Here is an 18,430-nt window from a genome sequence, read left to right on the forward strand (position 1 = left end):
ACATGGCGAAGAGGTTGGGAGAGCGCCTCATCGAGGCGGGACTCGTCAACGCCGGGGCCGTGGAGCAGGCCCTGGAGCACCAGAAAATCACCGGCCACAAGGTCGGTGATTGCCTGGTGGAGCTGGGCCTGCTCCAGGAAACGGCGCTGCTGCGATTCCTCGCGGCGGAGTTCCAGACGCGCTTCGTCAGCGCCGACAAGCTGGCGAAGGCGCGCATCGCCACCGAAGTGCTGGACCGGCTTCCGGTGCGACTGGCCGAAGCCCAGAACGTGCTGCCGCTGGCGGTGGATCCGGAGCGCAAGCTGCTCTCCGTGGTCGCCGCCGAGCCGCAGAACAAGTCGCTGATGGACGAGATTGCCCTCGTCACCGGCATGTCGGAGGTCTACGCGTACGTGGGCCTGCGGAGCGCCATCTCCGCCGCGATTCGAAAGCACTACTACGGCGACCCCACGGCGTTCACCGCGCTGCTGGAAGGCGCCAGCACGCAGGGCCAGGTGCCCCCCTCGCCGTCCCGCGCGGGCGCACCCGAGCACGGACGCACGTCCGCGGGCACCGGCACGGGCAACCGGGGTGGGCTCAGCCTCAACTTCCGCGTGGAGACGGACGCGCGGATGCGGTTGCAGCGGGGCAGCAGCACCGGCACGCCGGCGGTGCGCCCCTCCACGCAGCGCAGGGAGCCCGGCGGCCCGCGCGGCCTGGTGAGTGACAGCGACTACGTGGAGACGCTGGGCATCATGGTGGGGCTGCTGGAGCAGGACCGGCAGCGTCACCGGGGCCACTCCGCGCAGCTCGCGCGGCAGGCCGGCATCGTGGGCCAGCGCATGGGCATGCCCCACAAGGAGCTGGCCGCGCTGTCCATCGCCGCGTACCTGCACGACCTGGGCAAGCCGGCGGAGCGGCACTTCTCGCTGGCCAGCAACGCCGTGAATCCGGAGTGGAAGGCCCAGGCGAAGCAGGCCTGCCGCATCCCCACCCGCATGTTCGAGACGGTGCACCTGCCCGCTCAGACGAACACCATCCTCGCGCAGATGTACGAGGCCTGGGACGGCTCCGGCACGCCCCAGGGCGCCAAGGGCGAGGACATCACCCTGGGCGCGCGCATCCTCGCCGCGGTGGACAGCTTCCTGGAGCTGACGAAGAACCCGGGCAACGCCCTGGGCCGCGTGCTGCCCAAGGAGCAGGCCCTGGAGCACCTGCGCAAGCACGCGGGCGTGCTCTACGACCCGGTGGTGGCGGACATCGTCATCCAGCTCCAGAGCGGCGAGCTGCTGCGCCACCGCCTGGAGAGCGAAGGCCGCCAGGTGCTGGTGGTGGAGCCGGACGAGACGGCGCGCGGCGAGCTGCTGGAGGCGGTGCTCAAGCAGGGCCTGGTGGCGCACGCGCTCTCCACGGTGGAGGGCGCGCATGACGGCCTGGCCCGGCAGGACTGCGACGTCCTGGTGGTGAGCCTGCGGCTGGGCGTGCAGGACGTGCTCAACCTGCTGGAGCAGGCGCGCTCGGCGCCGGAGACGGCGGGGCTCCCCATCGCCGTGGTGGGCGAGCCCGACACCGGCACCCGCGAGCGGCTGCTCATGGGCGGCGCCACCGAGGTGCTGTCCCCCGCGGACAAGACGGTCATCGCCCGCACGGTGCAGGCCCTCCTGGACGACCGCGTGCAGCACAACGGCCCGGGCCGGGTGGTGCGCGGCAGCTTCGACGAGCTTCCGCCGCGTGACTTGCTGCACACGCTGGGCGGTGGCCAGAAGAGCGGCCGGCTCAACCTGCGCCAGCACACGCTGGAGGGCTACCTGCACCTGGAGCGGGGCCGCGTCGTCTTCGCGTCCTTCGGTGGCCACTCGGGAGAGCCCGCGCTGCAAGCCCTGCTGAAACTGAAGCAGGCGGACTTCCAGTACGACCCGGACGCGCTGCTGCTCGACGTGCCGCAGATGGACCAGGACCTCGCGGCCCTGGCCGGCGGCGTCACCGGAGCGTGAGGCTGAAGAGGGCGGCGGCGTTGGCGGTGGTGACGGAAGCCACCTCCTCCAGCGTCACGCCCTTGAGCTCCGCGATTTTCTTCGCCGTCTCCACCACGTGTGACGGCTGGTTCTTCCGGCCCCGGTGCGGCACCGGCGACAGGTAGGGGCTGTCCGTCTCCACCATCAGCCGCTCCAGGGGCGCGAAGCGCACCGCGTCCTGTAGCGCCTCCGTCTTCTTGTAGGTGACGACGCCGGACAGCGACAGGAAGAAGCCCCGGTCCAGGTAGCGCCGCGCCGCGTCCGTGTCCCCGGTGAAGCAGTGGATGACGCCCTTGGCCACGCCCGTCTCACCCAGGATGGCGTCGCAGTCGTCATGCGCGTCACGCACGTGCACCACCAGCGGCTTGTCCAGGCGGCGCGCCAGCGCGCACTGCCGCCGGAACACCTCCGCCTGCGCCTCGCGCGGCGAGTGGTCGTAGTAGTAGTCCAGGCCCGCCTCCCCCACCGCCCGCACTTCCGGACGCGCGCAGGTGCGCTCCAGCGTGGCCAGGTCGTCCTCGGTGGCGCGCGCGGCCTCGTGGGGGTGGATGCCCAGCGTGGGCGACAGGAACTCCGGGTGCGCCGCGGCCAGCTCCAGCGCGTTGCCCCAGTTGCCCGGCCCATGGAACTGCCCCACCACGACGGCGTGGACCAGCCCCGCGGCGCGGGCCGCGTCCAGCACGGCCATGACGTCCGGGTAGTCCTTCACCTCGAGGTGGCAGTGGGCATCGACGAATTTCATGGTTCCTCCTGCAACAGCTCTTCCAGCTCCGCGCGGGCTTCGGGTGTTGGAAAAGTACTCACCGCGTTGCGAACGGCCTGACGCGCCTCCGGGCTCCCGAGGCGCCACAGCCCGTCGGCGGCGTCCAGGCGGCAGTCCTCGGAGGCCTGCGTGTCCTGGAGCAACCCGACCAGCCAGGGCACCGCCCGCACATCCCCCAGCCGTCCCAGCCCCCGCGCGGCGGCGCCCCGGCAAGGGTCCTTCACGTCGTCCAGGAGCGACTTCAAGTGCTCCAGCGCGCCCGGGGCCTTCACCTCGCCGCAGAGCTCCACGGCCAGGGCCCGGTCCGGGCTCCAACGCTTCTTCATGGACCGCTGGAGCAGGTACGTCGCGCCGTCCGCGTCACCCAGCTTCGCCAACACGCCGGCGGCCTGGGTCCGGTCGAAGGCGGGCAGCAGCCAGCGGCCGAAGAGCTTCTTCACCGGCGGCAGCGCGCGGGGGTCGCCCAGCTCCGCCAGCGCGCCCAGCGCCCGGAAGCGGAGCAGGTCCGCGTCCAGCGCCTCCAGCAGCACGTCCATCCCCGCCGCGTGTTGCAGTGACGCGATGCCGCGCGCCGCCTCGAAGCGGACCTCGAACGTGCCGTCCTCCAACATGCTGGCCAACGCGCCGCGCAGCTCCGGCCGCGCCAGGTCCGCCAGGCGGCCGGTGGCCTCCAGGCGAATCTGCCACTCCTCGTCGCGCAACTTGGAGATGAGCAGCTCCGGCAACGCGTCCGGCGGAACCACCACGGACGCCAGACTCACGCCGGCGCGGCGCACCTCCGTCTGCGTATCCGACAGCAGACGGGGGAGCACCTCGAGGAACTCGGCGGCGTGCTCGGGGACATCCGACGCGAGATGGTAGAGCTGAAGCGCGGCTTCCGTCCGGAACGCCGGGCGCTTCTCGCGCTCCAGCGTCAGGAGCGCCTGGTCCCGCTCGGCACGCCAGTCCGTCACCTCACTTCACCTCGCTGCCAGGGGCCACGTCGCCCGGATCCAACAGCGACAGCTCCTTGCCACCCGGCCCCGCCGTCAGGACCATGCCGCGCGACTCGATGCCCTTGAGCTTGCGCGGCTTGAGGTTGGCCACCACCACCACGTTGCGTCCCGTGAGCGACTCGGGGGCGAAGGCCTCCGCGATGCCGGAGACGATGGTGCGCGGGCTCCCCTCGCCCAGGTCGATGGTGAGCTTGATGAGCTTGTCCGCCTTCGGGACCTTCTCCGCGGCCAGCACCTTGCCCGCCTTGAGCTCCACCTTGGCGAAGTCGTCGTATTCGATTTCACCCGGGGCCGCGTCCGCGGGCGCCGCGGCGGGAGCGGGGGCCGCCTCGGCGGGCTTCTTCTCCGCCTTCGTGGCCTTGGCCGGCTTGACCTCCACGGACTGAGCCTGAGGCGCGGCGCCCTCCGGCAGCTTGATGATGGCGTTGACGCGCTCCTCCTCCAACCGAGGCAGCAGCGGCTCCGGCGTGCCGATGGGACGGCTCCGGTCCAGCAGCGGGTACTTCGCGCCCTCCAGGGCCTGGAACGTCAGCGGCTCGGCGCCGAGCTGAGCGAAGAGCTTCTCCGACAGGCGCGGCGTCACCGGGGCGAGCAGCGCGCCCAGGAGGTAGGCCACGTCCGCGGCGTCCGACAGGTCCGCGCGAGCGACCTCGGCGTCCTTCTTCACCTGGGCCCACGGCGCGGCCGTCTGGAGGAAGCCGTTGGCGGCCGAGGCAATCTCCGTGATGACGCGGATGGCGGACCGATACTCCAGCTTCTCGAACGCGTCGCGGACTTCCGGCACGCGGGCGAGCGCGGCTTCCACCAGCTCGCGGCCCGGACCGTCGGCGCGCCCCGGCGCGAGCCGCTTCTCCAGCGGCCCGGCCAGCAGCGACAGCGCGCGGTTGGCCAGGTTGCCCACGTTGTTCACCAGCTCGCCATTCACGCGCTGGCGGAAGTCCTTGAGGTTGAGGTCGAGGTCCTCCACGCCCGGGCCCAGGTTGGCCGCGTAGAAGTAGCGCAAGTAGCTGGGGTCCAGTTGGTCCAGGTAGTCGCGCACCGGCACCATGGTGCCGCGGCTCTTCGACATCTTCTCGCCGTTCACCGTCAGGTGGCCGTGGACCTTGATTTCGCTGGGGATGTGGAACCCCGCGACGTTGAGCACGGCCGGCCAGAACAGGGCGTGGAAGTAGACGATGTCCTTGCCGATGAAGTGGATGATGCGGGTGTCGGCGTCCGCGGCCCAGTAGTCCAGCGCGCTCTTCGCCTTGCCCGACGCCTTCGCCCACTTCTCCGTGGTGGCGATGTACCCGATGGGCGCATCCAGCCAGACGTAGAAGTACTTGTCCGTCTCACCCGGGATGGCGAAGCCGAAGTACGGCCCGTCGCGGCTGATGTCCCAGTCCGCCAGGCCCTTCTCGAAGAAGCCCTGGAGCTGGGTGGCCAGGCCCGGGTGGAGGAAGCCCGGCTTGCGCAGGACGTCCTGGAGGAAGTCCGCGTGCCGCGACAGCTTGAAGAACAGGTGTTCGGAGTGCTTCCGGACCGGGGGCGTGCCACACAGGGCACAGCGCGCGTCGACGAGGTCCGTGGGAGCGTAGGCCTTGCCGCACTTCTCGCAGGCGTCGCCGTACTGGTCGGCGGCCTTGCAGTTGGGGCAGGTGCCCTTGATGAAGCGGTCCGGCAGGAAGCGGCGGTCCTTCTCGCAGTAGGTCTGCTCGATGTTCCGGCGCTCGATGTCGCCCTTCTCCTTCAGCCGCCCGTAGATGAGCTCCGCGTACTGGCGGTTCTCCGGCGAGTTGGTGGAGTGGAAGTAGTCGAACCGGATGTCGAGGTCGCGGAAGTCCCGCTGATGCTCGTCATGGAAGCGGGCGATGAACTCCTCGGGCTTGAGGCCCTGCTTCGCCGCGTTCAGTTCGATGGGGGTGCCGTGGGTGTCATCGGCACAGAAGTAGACGACGTCCCTGCCGCACGAGCGGAGGAAACGAACGTAGATGTCGGTCTGCACGTACTCGACGGCGTGGCCGATGTGGACCGGGCCGTTCGCGTAGGGCAGCGCGCTGGTGACGAGAATTCGCTCAGCCATGGACTCTCCTGAGGGCGGCGGACCTTAGCCGCTCGGATGGCCGAGGTCATCGACGGCGTGAGGGCCGCGGGCACGAATGCGCCGCGGAGCCGGAGATGTTATCGACCGGATACGCATGTGCACCATCATCATCCTGCGCCACGTCCACCCGAATGGCCGCTGGTGCTCGCAGCCAATCGGGACGAGTTCTACGGCCGCCCCGCGACCGGCCCCCAGGTCCTGCTGCGGTCCCCGCTTACGGTGGGCGGCAGGGACGAGGAGCGCGGAGGGACGTGGATGGGTGTAACCCACGAGGGCCTCTTCGTCGGCCTGACGAACCAGCGGGGCGAGCGAGGCCAGGGGCCGGCCCCCCGCTCGCGGGGCGAGGTGGTGATGAAGGCCCTCCAGGCCGGCAGCGTGGACGCCGTGGACCGGTACCTGGACACCCTGCCGGGCGACGAGTTCATGCCCTTCAACCTCCTGTATGGAGACGCCCAGCGGCTGCGCGTGGCCTACGCCCGGAGGACGGACCGTCAGCTCCGGCGAGAGGACGTCCCCGAGGGCGTCCACGTCCTGCCCAATGACGTGCTGAACGCCCCGGAGTTGCCCAAGGTGGAACACGCCCGGCTGCTCGCCACGAAGGTGGCGAAGAAGCCCTGGCCGGAGCTGGAGGCGGGATTGAAGGCCGTGCTGGCCGACCCCACCCTGCCCGCCGAGGAGCTGGTGCCGCCCCCCGGAGCCGGCGAGGACCTCCCTCGAGACTTCCTGCGGCAGCTCCAGGCGCTGTGCATCCACACGCCCATCTACGGGACGCGCTCCTCCGCCGTGGTGGCGCTCGCGCCGGGGCGCGTCGGGCACTACCTCGCCTCGGACACGCCGCCCTGTCAGGGGCCGTGGAAGGACGTCACGGGCCTGTTGTCGCGGCCCGGAGCAGCGGACCGCTAGGACGCCGCGGGGCCGTGCTCGCCCACGATGACGCGGGCCCGTCCGTCCATGGTGAGTTTCACCTCCTCCACGGTGGTGAAGCCGGACTCACGGGCCAGCTCGGCCAGGTGCCGCATCCACGGGTTGTAGGGCATCCCGTTGTCCGAGCAGCACGGCACCACCGCGAAGGGCAGCCGGTGCGCCGCCGCGTACTGGATGATGATGCGGGTGGCGCCGTCCGGGTGCATGCCCACCACCAGCTCCGCCTCGCACGGCTCCTCCAGCGTGAAGATGCGCTGGGCGTACGTGACGGGCAGGTGCTTGTGCCGCAAGTCGAAGGTGGTGACGGCGCGGCCCCGCTTCGTCAGGGCCTCGTTGAGCTTCCCCTGTCCACCGGCCACGTCGAAGACGCGCGGGGCGTTGAAGCGCTCCACCAGGAAGTCCGCGAAGAGGTCGAAACGACGCTTGTCCGCCATGAGCGCTTCCTCTAACCCGCGCCGTGCTGGCGCACACACACCGTGGCCAGCAGCCGCTCGATGACCAGTCGGCCGTTCGCCGACGACTTCAGCGACAGGTCCGCTTCGGCACACGCCACCAGCGCGCCGAGCAACTCCCGCCGCTCATACCCCGCCGCCGCCTTCATGCTGAAGGTGAGCGCCCACGCGTTGGGCATCTTCCGCTTGCTGCCCTTCAGCTCCGCCTCCAGCCGGGGGAAGATGCGCGCCTCCACGTCCTTCGCGGTGCGAGGCGGCGTGCCTCCCGCGTAGCGCCACATCCACTCATGGCTCTCCAGCAGGCCCCGGACGATGGAGGCCACCGCGCCCAGGAGCTGCAGCGCGTGCGTCCCCTGCCCCATGGCGTCGTCCGCGTAGGCGAGCGCCCCGCCGAAGTCCCGCTTCTGGAGCGCCTCGGACAGCTCGAAGAACTCTTCCTCGCGCGCGTGGTGGACCAGCGCGGCCACGTCCGCCCGCTCAATCGCCGGCCCTTCCGAGTACGTGGCCAGCTTCTCCAGCTCCGACTGAAGCAACCGGATGTTCCCGCCGATGCGCTCCTTCAACTCCTCCAGCGCGCCGGGCCCCAGCTTCTTCTTGAAGGGCGCCAGGAACTCCTTGGCGATGTCCGTCAGGTCCAGGTCCTTGTGGCGCGCCGCGACCTTCCGCTCGACGACGTAGCCCTTGTCGTGGGCCAGCTTCACCAGCGGATTCTTGGCGTCCATGTCGGACGCGGCCAGCACCAGCGCATGCCCCGTGGGCACACCCTTCTGGATGAGGTCCAGCAGCGCGGTGGTGTCCCCCTCCGGCGCCGAGATGCGCTCCTCGCGGCAGAACGCGGCGGCCTCCTTGAGGAAGGCCACGTCCGCGTCGGCCAGCTCCACGTTGAGCTCGTCCTTCCACTTCTCCACGGACGGCGCCCCGGAGCTGCTCGGGTCCAATTGCTCCACGCCCCAGCCCGCGCGCGCCGCCAGCGCCAGCAGCCGCCGCGCGCCTTCCTTGCGCTTGCCCGCCTTCCACGCCTCGCGCGCCTTGCCCAGCGCGTCCCCGCGCCCCTTCTTGGGCGCCAGGAACTCCGGGTCGCGGACCAGCACCACCTTGCGGCCGGGGAACAGCGGCAGCGTGGCCAGCTCCTGCGCCACCTCGCGAGGGCTGCCGGCGTCCAGCACCGCCAGGTTGAGCCCCATGGCCGCGTCCGGGACGAGCAGCTTCACCAGCTCGTCGGCGCCCTTGCGAATCAGGAACTCCTCACCCGCCAGCAGGTACACGGGGGCGACCTTCCCCGCCTTCACGCTGGCCAGCACGTCATCCAAGTCACTGGCGCTCATCGCGGCGTCTCCGTGAACAGGTCGATGAGCATCCGCTCCAGTTGCAGCCGGGGCGCCCCGTTGCGCGCGATGGCGGCGCGAGCGCCCTCCATCAGGGAATGCCGCCGGTGCAGCAGGACGTCCGACGTCCGGGCCGCGACCTGCCGGCCCAGCTCCACCAAATCACGGTTCGCCAGCCCCGCCTCCTGCCCCGCCTTCACCAGCGCCACGTCCCGCGTCCAGAGCACCAGCAACTCCAGCGTGCCTTCCGCCTCGTCGCGCGAGCCCCCATGGGCCTCCGCGAAGCGCAGCAGCCCGACGGCGTCCTCGCCGCGCAGGGCCTCGAAGGCCGTGACGATGTCCTTGCGCTTCGACAGCGCGTCCACGTCCAGCGCCATGGCCCGGCCCAGGCTGCCGCCCGCCATGACGGCCGCCAGCTTGGCCGTCTCCGCGTCCAGCTTCCGGGACTCGGCGACACGCTGGGCGACCAGCTCCACCGGCAGCGGCCCGAAGTGGACCTTTCCGCACCGGCTGCGGATGGTGGGCAGCAGGCGGTCGATGGCGCTGGCCACCAGGATGAGGGTGGTGTCCGAGGGTGGCTCCTCCAGCGTCTTGAGGAACGCGTTCTGCGCCTGCACGTTCATCGTCTGGGCTGAAACGATGAGCGCCACCTTCCGGCGGGACTCGAGGCCGCGCAGGGCGATGCGCTCCTGGAGCTGGCGGACCTGCTCCACGCGCAGCTCCCGGCTGGGCGTCCCGGTGAAGTCGGACCGGCCCGCGAGTCCCCGGGAGACGCGCTCGTCGTCTGGCATCACCCACGTCACGTCCGGGTGAAGGCCCTTCTCCACGCGCCTGCAGCTCTCACAGGCGCCGCAGCCCACGTCGGGTTGCTCGGGGCACGTGAGGGCCTGGGCCAGCCCCACCGCGGCCAGCTCCTTGCCCACCCCTTCCGGCCCGGCGAAGAGGTACGCGTGGTGGACCGCGCCGCTGCGCAAGGCCGCCTGGAGGGCGTCCACCGCGCGGGGTTGTCCCAGTACCGATGCGAGCGTCATGGGGCGTGTATCCCCGCTCGCGCGGCACGCGTCAACGGCCGCCTTGACCCTCACTCAGATGGCGGGAGACATTCCACCCGTCTTGCTGCCCTTCCTTCAGAGCAATCTGTCCCTGGCCGTGGGTGCGCTGCTCATCGTCGTGCTGATGGGGGTGCGCACATCCTCCCTCGACACCGACCTGCGGCAGGATTTGAAGAGCGCCATCCGGCTGCTCATCGCGTTCGTCGTGCTCCGGCTGGCCTCGTGGGCGCTGCCCGAGTCAGCGCCCGAGGGTGTCCAGAAGGCGCTCCGCGTGGCGTGGATGTTGATGTTCACCTTCGGTGGCATCCGCGCCAGCGTGGCCCTGGGACTGAAGCTGGTGCGGATGCGCGCCCCGGCGGTGGGCACGCCGAAGATCCTTCGCAACGTCATCGACTTCACGCTGTACCCGCTGGCGGTGCTGCCGCTGCTGCGCACCCAGTTCGACGTGGACCTGGCGGGCCTGGTGGCCACGTCCGCGGTGCTGTCGGTGGTCATCGGTCTGGCGCTCCAGGAGACGCTGGGCAACCTCTTCGCCGGCCTGTCCCTCCAGTTGGACCGCCCCTTCGAGGTGGGCCACTTCATCCGCATCGGGACGCACGCGGGCCGCGTCGTCTTCATCGGCTGGCGCTCCATCCGCCTGTCCAACTTCCGCCGCGAGGTCATCACGCTGCCCAACAGCATGGTGGCCAAGGAGCTGGTGCAGAACTTCACGCAGGACCTGAACCCGGTGGGCATCGACGTGGAGTTCCGCCTGGCGCGCGACACGCCGCCCAACCAGGTGAAGAGCGCGCTGCTGGAGACGCTGCGGGAGACGCCGCTCGTCCTGCCGGACCCCAGCCCCATCGCGCGCACGCTCAGCTACGAGGACAACTCCATCCGCTACATGGTGCGCTTCTTCGTCGCCGAGTACGGCCAGTCCGACGGCGTGAAGGAGGACCTCCACACCCGCCTCTGGTACCGCCTGCGCCGGGAGAACATCGAGATTCCCTACGCGCAGCGCACGGTGCACGTGCGGCAGGAGACGGCGCGCACCGAGCTCTCCGAGGACACCATCCGGCAGATCCTGGGCGCCGTGGACCTCTTCCAGGCGCTGAAGCCCGAGGACCTGGACCGGCTCCGGCAGGAGTCCCTGGTGCGCCGCTTCGGCGCGGGCGAGCGCATCATCCAGGAAGGCGATGAGGGACGGACCTTCTACGTCCTCGCCTCGGGTGAGGTCAGCGTCCGCACCGGGAAGAGCCAGTCCGAGGTCACGCGCCTGGGCCGGGGCAGCTATTTCGGCGAGATGTGCCTGCTGACCGGGGAGCGCCGGTTCGCCACGGTGGTGGCGGTGCAGGACTCGTTGCTTCTCGAGGTCGATCGGCCGACTTTCGCCCGCCTCTTCTCCGAATACCCGGGGCTGGCACGACAGCTTTCTTCCATGCTTGCCCAGCGGCGGACCCAGCTTCGGGCGGTGGCCGAAGCCAGCGGAGCAAGCACTGACGCCATTCCGGGTGAGGTCGGCCGTATACTCGGGCGGCTTCGCCAGATATTCGGGCTCAACGCCACACACGAGTAGGCTCGTCGCAGCGGGGGGATGTCGTGACAGACCTCAGTACTCCGGTTTGGAAGCTGGGGCAGATTCGACCCGCCTCGCACTGTGCTGAATTGAACTGCTGGAAGCGGTACTTTGCAGGATCACTGTCATGACGGAAGACGTTGAGGGGCTTTCGGAGTCACCAGACATCGCGGTGGTGGGCATGGCCGCGCGCCTGCCTGGAGCGCGGGACGTGGACACGTTCTGGCGCCGCGTGCGCGACGGCGTGGAATCCGTCACGCCATTCACCGACGCCCAGCTCCTGAGCGCGGGCGTGGACCCCGCGCTGCTCCAGGACCCGAACTACGTGAAGTCGGGCATGGTGTACGAGGGCCTCGAGGATTTCGACGCGGGCTTCTTCGGCTTCAGCGCGCGCGAGGCGTCCCTCATGGATCCGCAGCACCGGCACTTCCTGGAGGTGTGCTGGGAAGCGCTGGAGCACAGCGGCCATCCGCCGGAGCGCTTCAAGGGCCCCGTTGGCGTGTTCGGCGGCTCGGGCATGAACGCGTACATGCCCTACAACCTCTTCACCAATCCGCAGCTCATGGAACAGGTGGGCCTGTTCCTGGTGCGGCACACGGGCAACGACAAGGACTTCCTCACCACGCGCGTCTCGTATTGCCTGGACCTGCGCGGCCCCAGCCTCAATGTGCAGACGGCGTGCTCCACGTCGCTCGTCGCCATCCACTCCGCCTGCCAGAGCTTGCTCGCGCGCGAGTGTGACCTGGCGTTGGCGGGCGGCGTCACGCTGGAGCTGCCGCACTACCGGGGCTACCTGTATCAGGAGGGGGAGATCCTCTCGCCGGATGGGCACTGCCGCGCTTTCGACCACCGCTCCCAGGGCACGCTCTTCGGCAGCGGCGCGGGTGTCATCGTCCTGCGCCGGCTGGAGGACGCGCTGGCGGATGGGGACACCATCTACGCGGTGGTGAAGGGCAGCGCGGTCAACAACGACGGCGCGCGCAAGGTGGGCTACCTGGCGCCGTCCGTCGACGGGCAGGCGGACGCGGTGGTGGAGGCGCTCAACGTCTCCGGCGTGAGCGCCGACACCATCGACTACATCGAGTGCCACGGCACCGGCACGCCCGTGGGCGACCCGATTGAAATCACCGCGCTCACCCAGGCCTTCCGCACGCAGACGCAGAAGAGCGGGTTCTGCCGCATCGGCTCGGTGAAGACGAACATCGGCCACCTGGACACGGCCGCGGGCGTGGCGAGCTTCATCAAGGTCGTCCAGATGCTGCGGCACAAGCAGATGGCGCCCACGCTGCACTTCGAGAAGCCCAACCCGCAGATCGACTTCGCGCGCTCGCCTTTCAACGTGAACGCGACGCTGCGCGACTGGGTCGCGACCAAGGGCCGGCCGCGCCGGGCCGCGGTGAACTCGCTGGGCGTGGGCGGTACCAACGCGCACGTCATCCTGGAAGAGGCGCCCGCGCAGGCGCAGACGTCCGCCGCGCGCCCCTTCGAGACGCTGTGGCTCTCCGCGCGCACCCCCGCCGCCCTGGAGCGCGCCGCGCAGCGGCTGGCGCAGCGGCTGGGTGAGCCGGACGCCCCCAACCTGGGCGATGCCTCGTACACGCTGCTGGACGGCCGCCGCCGCTTCGGGCACCGCCGCGCGGTGGTCGCGGCTTCGCGTGAAGAGGCCGTGCGCCTGCTGTCGCAGCCCGAGGCCGCGCGGACGGCCCAGGCCCACACGGAGGCCGAGGGCCGCTCGGTGGTCTTCCTCTTCCCCGGTGGTGGCGCGCAGTACCCGGGCATGGCGAAGGGCCTCTACGAGCAGGAGCCGGTGTTCCGCCGCGCCCTGGATGAGTGCCTGTCGCTGCTGGAACAGCACCAGTCGCTGAAGCTGCGCCCCCTGCTCTTCCCGGAGGCCGGCGCCGAGAAGGACGCCCGCGCGCAGTTGGAGCAGGCCACGTACGCGCTGCCGGCGCTCCTGTCCGTGGAGCTGTCGCTCGCCGCGCTGTGGAAGGCGCGCGGCCTGACGCCGCAGGCGTGCATGGGGCACAGCATGGGCGAGTACGCCTGTGCGCAGCTCAACGGCGTCTTCTCCTTGAAGGACGCGCTGGGCATCGTCGCGTGCCGTGGACGCCTCTTCGACCAGCTCCCCGCGGGCGCCATGCTGAGCGTGGAGCTGCCAGAGGCGGAGCTCAAGCCGCTGCTGGGCGAGGGCCTGGACCTGGGCGCGCACAACGCGCCGGGCCTGTGCCTGGTATCCGGCGAAGTGGCGGCCATCGAGGCGCTGGAGGCCCAGCTCAAGGCGCGCGAGGTGGAGGCGCGGCGGCTGCACATCAAGGTGGCCGCGCACTCGCGCATGTTGGAGCCCATCCTCGCGCCCTTCCGCGAGTTCCTGGGCACGGTGCGCTTCGCCAAGCCCACGGGGCCATGGATCTCCAACGTCACCGGCGCGTGGGTGACGCCCGAGGAGGCCACCTCGCCCGACTACTGGGTGCGGCACCTGCGCCAGCCGGTGCGCTTCGCCGAGGGCGCGGGCGTCCTCCTGGCGGACAAGTCTCGCGTCTACCTGGAGGTCGGCCCCGGCCAGACGCTCACGCAGCTCCTGCGGGCCCAGGTCGAGAAGCCCCAGGCCGAGCAGCTCGTGCCGTCGCTGCGGCATCCGAACGACACCGTCGCGGACCTCGCGTTCTTCCAGCTCGCGCTCGGGCGCCTCTGGGCCGCGGGCGTGGACCTGGACGTGGCCGCCCTCTTCGACGGCCAGAAGCGGCGGCGCGTGGCGCTGCCCACGTACGCCTTCGAGCGCGAGCGCCACTGGGTGGAGCCGGGCAGCGGCACCTTCATGGCGCGGCGCGAGGGTGAGCGCCCGCTGGTGCGCGAAGAGAACGTGTCGCGCTGGGGCTACGTGCCCCGCTTCCGTGAGCAGGCCGGCGCGGCGCCGGAGACGCCCGCGGAGAACGAGCGTTGGCTCATCGTGGGCGAGCAACACATGCTCTCCAGCGAGCTGACGCGTGAGCTGTCGGCGCGAGGCGCGCAGGTGACGCGCGTGCTGCCGGGCGAGTCCTTCAGCCGCGGGGCCGAGCGGAACTTCACGCTGCGGCTCGATGCCCGCGAGGACTGGGAAGCGCTGTGGGACGCGCTGGGCGCCGAGGGGCGCGTGCCGCCCCGCATCGTGGACGTCACGCCCCGGGACGTGGCCACGCTGGGATGGGAGCGCGCGGTGGCGCGGTACTTCCTCACGCCGCTGGCCCTGATGCAGTCCCTGACGGCCGAGTCGCTGCCGCCGGGGCTGCGCTACATGCGGGTGACGCAGGAGGCCCTGCCCGCCGAAGGGCACGCGATGAGCCCGGAGCAGGCGTTGAGCTTCGGTCCGCTGCTCGTGGGGCCCAAGGAGCTTCCCGAGCTCAAGGCCCGCGTGGTGGACCTGCAGATGGTGGTCAACGTGATGGGTCAGGCGCGGGAGCTCGCGGAGGAGCTGCTGCGTCCGGACGTCGAGGCGCCGGTGGCGCTGCGAGGCGGCCGTCGTCTGGTGCAGGTGGTGGAGCGGACGGCGCTGGACGAGGCCCCGACGCCGCTGCGCGACCAGGGCGTCTACCTCATCACGGGCGGCCTGGGTGGCATCGGCCGCACGCTCGCCGAAATGTTCGCGCGCAAGGTCAAGGCGCGGCTCGCGCTGGTGTCGCGGTCGGCGGCCAGTGCGTCTCACGCGGAGCTTCAACGCACGCTCGAAGGGATTGGCGCCCAGGTGCTGCTGCTGAAGGCGGACACCACGGACGCCGGTCAGTTGCGCGCGGCCATTGACCAGGTGCGGGAGCGCTTCGGCGCCTTGCACGGCGTGGTGCACGCGGCGGGCACGCTCGAGGACGGACCGCTGGAGTCCAAGACGCGGGACTCGGCGCTGAGGGTGCTCGCGCCCAAGGCGTTGGGCGCGCTCGCGCTGGAAGAAGCGCTGCGCGACGCGGACCTCGACTTCTTCGTCACCTTCGCGTCGACGAGCGCCTGGCTGGGGCCGCCGGGGCAGGTGGACTACGTCGCCGCCAACGCGTTCCTGCTGGCCCAGGCCACCCGGCTGGAGGCCACGCGCGTCGCCAAACGGGCGCTCGCGCTCGGCTGGGGCGTCTGGCAGGAGGTCGGCATGGCCGCGGCGCAGCTCGCGCCGCAGTTGCCCCCGGGCGAGAGCGTCGGCCACCCGCTGCTCCAGCGGCGCGTGGAGGCGCCGGAGGGACACGCCGTCTTCCGCGCCATCTACGACGCCAAGGCGCACTGGGTGCTGGACGAGCACCGCATGCGCGGCGGCGGTCCGGTGCTGCCGGGGACGGGGTACGTGGAGCTGGCCCGCGCCGCATGGGCGCTGGTGCGTCCTGGTGAACCCCTGGAGCTGTCCCAGCTCTCGCTCGTGTCGCCGCTGGAAGTCCCGGACGGCGAGGTCCGCGAGGTGGAGATCACGCTGTCGCCGGAGGAGGAAGGGTTCGCCTTCCGGGTGAGCAGCCGCGCTTCCGGCAACGCCTGGACGGAGCACGCCACCGCGCGGCTCCATGCGGCCCAGGGCCAGCGCCCCGCCGCGATGAACCTGTCCCCGGTCCGCGCCCGCTGCACGGCACGGCCGTTGACCTTCGGCGAGGGTGAGCAGGCCCTGCCACAGGACGCGCTCATCGCGTTCGGCCCCCGCTGGAAGGTGCTGCGCTCCGCGGGCTTCGGCGTGTCCGAGGCCCTGGGTACGCTGGAGCTGCCGCGCGCCTTCCGCGAGGACCTGTCCACGTACGGGATTCCGCCGGGCCTGCTCGACATCGCCTCCGGCTTCGCCTTCTCGCTGCTCCCCGACGCGGGACAGCCCGGGAAGCTGCACGTGCCCGTCTCCTACCGGCAGCTCCAGGTGTGGGGCCCGTGGCCCGAGGTGGCGATGAGCCACGTGCGGGTGCGGCAGGAGGAAGGCCGCGGCGCGCTGCTCGACGTGACGCTCACCGACGCGGACGGCAACGTCTTCTGCGCCATCGAGGGCTACCTCGTCGCCTCCGTCGAGGCGCGGCGGTTTGGCCGTGCGCCGCAGAAGAAGGGCTCGATGCTCGAAGGGTGGCTGCCGCTGGGCATCAAGCCCGCGGAAGGCCAGGACGCCTTCCTGCGCGCGCTGGCGCTCAAGGACACGAACGCGCTCTTCGTCAGCTCCATGGACCTGCATGTCCTGGCGGCCCGCATGCGTCCGAAGCAGGAGGCGGCGAAGCCGGCGGCCTCGGCCACGGTGGCACAGGAAGGGCAGCCCTCCGGCCCCGCCGCCGCGGACGCGCCGCGCGACGACGTGGAGCGCAAGCTCGCGGAGCTTTGGCAGCAGTTGCTCGGCGCGCCGAAGGTCGGCTTGAAGGACAACTTCTTCGACCTCGGTGGGCACTCGCTCATCGCGGTGCGCCTGTTCGCGCGCATCAAGAAGACGCTGGGCGCGGACCTGACGCTGGCCACCCTGTTCGAAGCACCCACGCTGGAGCAGTGCGCCGCCCTGGTGCGCGAGGCCGCGGGGATTCCCTTCACCCCGGACGCGGTGGTGGGTGACACCGCGCCCACCGCGCAGGCGCCCGCCGCCAAGGCCGCGCCCAAGAGCTGGTCTCCGCTGGTCACCATCCAGAAGGGCGGCAACGCGACACCTTTCTTCTGCGTGCACGGCGCGGGTGGCAACGTCCTCAACTTCCGCGAGCTGGCGCAGTCGCTCGGCAAGGAGCAGCCCTTCTACGGCCTCCAGGCGCGCGGCGTGGACGGCAAGCTGCCTCCCGCCGACAGCATCGAGGAGATGGCGGCCATCTACCTGGAAGCCGTGCGTCAGGTGCAGCCTCACGGCCCCTACCTGATTGGCGGCTACTCCGGCGGCGGCGTGGTCGCGTACGAGATGGCGCAGCGGCTGGTCGCGCTGGGCGAGCCGGTCGCGCTGGTCGCGTTCCTCGACACCTTCCACCCCGCCACCCAGGAGCGGCGCCAGTCGCTGCCCGAGCGGCTGCGGGAGCTTCGCCGGGAAGGGGCGGCGAGCTACGTGTCGCGCAAGCTGCGCACCAAGGTGGAGCGCGACGGCACGCGGCTGTGGAGCCAGGTCAAGCTGCGCTGGTACGAGCAGCGGGGCGAGGCGCTCCCCATCGAGCTGCGCAACCTCCAGCTCACCGAGCGCTTCCAGGCGCTGGCGAGCCGCTACGTCCCCCACCCCTACGCGGGCCCCGTGACGCTGTTCCGCGCGCAGGAGATTCACGCCATCTACGCGCACATGGGGACCAGCCTCGGCTGGGAGCCGCTGGTGCCCGGGTTGAACATCCGCGAGGTGCCGGGTGACCACGACAGCCTGGTGCGCGAGCCCAACGTCCACGTCCTGGGGCGGCTGCTCCGAGAGGCCTTGGCCGAGGCCCAGCACGGCGCGCGAGGAGAGGCTCGATGGACTGGTTCCAGGTGACCGCGTCCCGATACGAGCTGCACAAGCAGCGGGCGATTTCGTCCGCCAAGCCGGTCACCGCCATCCTGCTCGCGGTGGGGATCCTCATGGTGGCATGGCCTCGACACGACTCCGAGAACCCGGGCCCGTTCCCGTACACCGGCGCCCCGCTGACCGCGGAGGCGCGCACCGAACTGGCGACGGGAGGCTGGACGCTCGCCGGTCCAGATGCGCCTCCGTGGCAGGTCGCGGTGACGCGCCCGCCAGCGGCCGGTGAGACGCGGTGGCTGGTGTACTTCGGCGGCAACACGCCGGGATACCTCGCCGAAGGCAAGGACATCCTCCTCTCGCTCGACGAAGGGCGCGGGCTGGGGCTGGCGGCCTTCGCGCCGCCGGGCTTCGACGGCTCCCCTGGTGAGCCCTCGCCCGAGGCCCTCCGCGAAAGCGCCACGAATGCCATGCGCTGGTTGGTGTCCGCACACCCCACCGCGGCCCAGAACATCCACCTGGTGGGGTTCTCCATGGGCAGCATGTCGGCGCTCGCGGCGGCCCAGACGCTGAATGACCTGAAGGCCCCCGCCCGGCACCTGGTGCTGTTCGCGCCCTTTCACCAGATGAAGGTGAGGCCGTCGGGGCTGCTGGGCTACGTCTTCAGGCTGCACCGCTATGACAACCGGCCGCTGCTGCGAAACAAGGAGCAGCCTCCCGCGCTCGTGTTGCATGGCGCCGCCGACAGCGCGCTGCCCCCTCTCCAGGGCAACCTCGTCAGCCGCGCGCTGTCCGCCCCCATCAAGGTGTACCCGGACATCGGGCACGCCGACTTGCTGAAGCATCCCGCCGCGCTCGCCGACGCCCGACAGGGCATGGGCTTGTGAGCGGTGGGACACCCGATTTCCTGAACCCCAGGAGGCACT

The 18,430-nt window shown here is 71.0% G+C and carries 10 protein-coding genes and 1 pseudogene; 5 read left to right on the forward strand and 6 right to left on the reverse strand.

Annotated features, from left to right (window positions below; translation table 11 throughout):
- The first annotated feature begins 2 nt into the window (after window positions 1–2).
- Complete coding sequence (locus A176_RS20300; RefSeq protein WP_002634969.1) at window positions 3–1,973, forward strand: HD domain-containing phosphohydrolase; 1,971 nt, start codon at window positions 3–5, stop codon at window positions 1,971–1,973.
- On the opposite strand, the gene A176_RS20305 is transcribed toward A176_RS20300, so the two are convergent.
- From A176_RS20305 to metG, 3 genes are read right to left on the reverse strand one after another with little or no spacing between them, the layout of a single operon-like run.
- Entirely contained in the window at window positions 1,960–2,736 is a 777-nt protein-coding gene (locus A176_RS20305) for a TatD family hydrolase (RefSeq protein WP_002634968.1), read from the reverse strand. The two genes, A176_RS20300 and A176_RS20305, sit on opposite strands and share 14 nt — an antisense overlap.
- Window positions 2,733–3,710 carry a HEAT repeat domain-containing protein gene (locus tag A176_RS20310; protein WP_002634967.1) on the reverse strand — a complete coding sequence of 326 codons (978 nt, stop codon included), beginning with the start codon at window positions 3,708–3,710 and terminating at the stop codon, window positions 2,733–2,735. The genes A176_RS20305 and A176_RS20310 overlap by 4 nt, the downstream gene beginning before the upstream one ends.
- Before the next feature lies 1 nt (window position 3,711).
- Window positions 3,712–5,814: a methionine--tRNA ligase gene (metG, locus tag A176_RS20315; RefSeq protein ID WP_002634966.1), complete on the reverse strand. Its 2,103-nt coding sequence runs from the start codon at window positions 5,812–5,814 to the stop codon at window positions 3,712–3,714.
- Window positions 5,815–5,929: 115 nt separating this feature from the next.
- Here metG and A176_RS20320 point away from each other — a divergent pair.
- Window positions 5,930–6,738: pseudogene (locus A176_RS20320) on the forward strand (NRDE family protein).
- Here A176_RS20320 and A176_RS20325 read toward each other — a convergent pair.
- From A176_RS20325 to holB, 3 genes are read right to left on the reverse strand one after another with little or no spacing between them, the layout of a single operon-like run.
- Window positions 6,735–7,193 (reverse strand): hypothetical protein, encoded by a 459-nt coding sequence (locus A176_RS20325; protein WP_002634964.1) that lies wholly within the window; start codon window positions 7,191–7,193, stop codon window positions 6,735–6,737. The pseudogene A176_RS20320 and the gene A176_RS20325 sit on opposite strands and share 4 nt — an antisense overlap.
- A gap of 11 nt (window positions 7,194–7,204) precedes the next feature.
- Window positions 7,205–8,536 carry a DNA polymerase III subunit delta gene (gene holA, locus A176_RS20330; protein ID WP_002634963.1) on the reverse strand — a complete coding sequence of 444 codons (1,332 nt, stop codon included), beginning with the start codon at window positions 8,534–8,536 and terminating at the stop codon, window positions 7,205–7,207.
- Window positions 8,533–9,567 carry a DNA polymerase III subunit delta' gene (holB, locus tag A176_RS20335; RefSeq protein ID WP_002634962.1) on the reverse strand — a complete coding sequence of 345 codons (1,035 nt, stop codon included), beginning with the start codon at window positions 9,565–9,567 and terminating at the stop codon, window positions 8,533–8,535. Before holB ends, holA begins: the two co-directional genes overlap by 4 nt.
- Window positions 9,568–9,649: 82 nt before the next feature.
- On the opposite strand from holB, the gene A176_RS20340 reads away from it, so the two are divergent.
- From A176_RS20340 to A176_RS20350, 3 genes are all read left to right on the forward strand, one after another.
- Window positions 9,650–11,143 carry a mechanosensitive ion channel family protein gene (locus A176_RS20340; RefSeq protein ID WP_226993939.1) on the forward strand — a complete coding sequence of 498 codons (1,494 nt, stop codon included), beginning with the start codon at window positions 9,650–9,652 and terminating at the stop codon, window positions 11,141–11,143.
- Window positions 11,144–11,270: 127 nt separating this feature from the next.
- A complete protein-coding gene (locus A176_RS20345) occupies window positions 11,271–17,537 on the forward strand; it encodes a type I polyketide synthase (RefSeq protein ID WP_002634960.1) in 6,267 nt (2,088 codons plus the stop codon).
- Window positions 17,519–18,391, forward strand: a complete 873-nt coding sequence (locus tag A176_RS20350; protein ID WP_002634959.1) for an alpha/beta fold hydrolase — start codon at window positions 17,519–17,521, stop codon at window positions 18,389–18,391. Before A176_RS20345 ends, A176_RS20350 begins: the two co-directional genes overlap by 19 nt.
- The last annotated feature ends 39 nt before the right edge of the window (window positions 18,392–18,430 follow it).

The sequence above is a fragment of the Myxococcus hansupus genome (genome assembly GCF_000280925.3).
GTDB lineage: Bacteria > Myxococcota > Myxococcia > Myxococcales > Myxococcaceae > Myxococcus > Myxococcus hansupus.

Coding starts and splice junctions, on each gene's coding strand:
- A176_RS20300 (WP_002634969.1), top strand. CDS start 3: ATGGCGAAGAGGTTGGGAGAGCGCCTCATCGAGGCGGGACTCGTCAAC.
- A176_RS20305 (WP_002634968.1), bottom strand. CDS start 2,736: ATGAAATTCGTCGATGCCCACTGCCACCTCGAGGTGAAGGACTACCCG.
- metG (WP_002634966.1), bottom strand. CDS start 5,814: ATGGCTGAGCGAATTCTCGTCACCAGCGCGCTGCCCTACGCGAACGGC.
- A176_RS20325 (WP_002634964.1), bottom strand. CDS start 7,193: ATGGCGGACAAGCGTCGTTTCGACCTCTTCGCGGACTTCCTGGTGGAG.
- holA (WP_002634963.1), bottom strand. CDS start 8,536: ATGAGCGCCAGTGACTTGGATGACGTGCTGGCCAGCGTGAAGGCGGGG.
- holB (WP_002634962.1), bottom strand. CDS start 9,567: ATGACGCTCGCATCGGTACTGGGACAACCCCGCGCGGTGGACGCCCTC.
- A176_RS20345 (WP_002634960.1), top strand. CDS start 11,271: ATGACGGAAGACGTTGAGGGGCTTTCGGAGTCACCAGACATCGCGGTG.
- A176_RS20350 (WP_002634959.1), top strand. CDS start 17,519: ATGGACTGGTTCCAGGTGACCGCGTCCCGATACGAGCTGCACAAGCAG.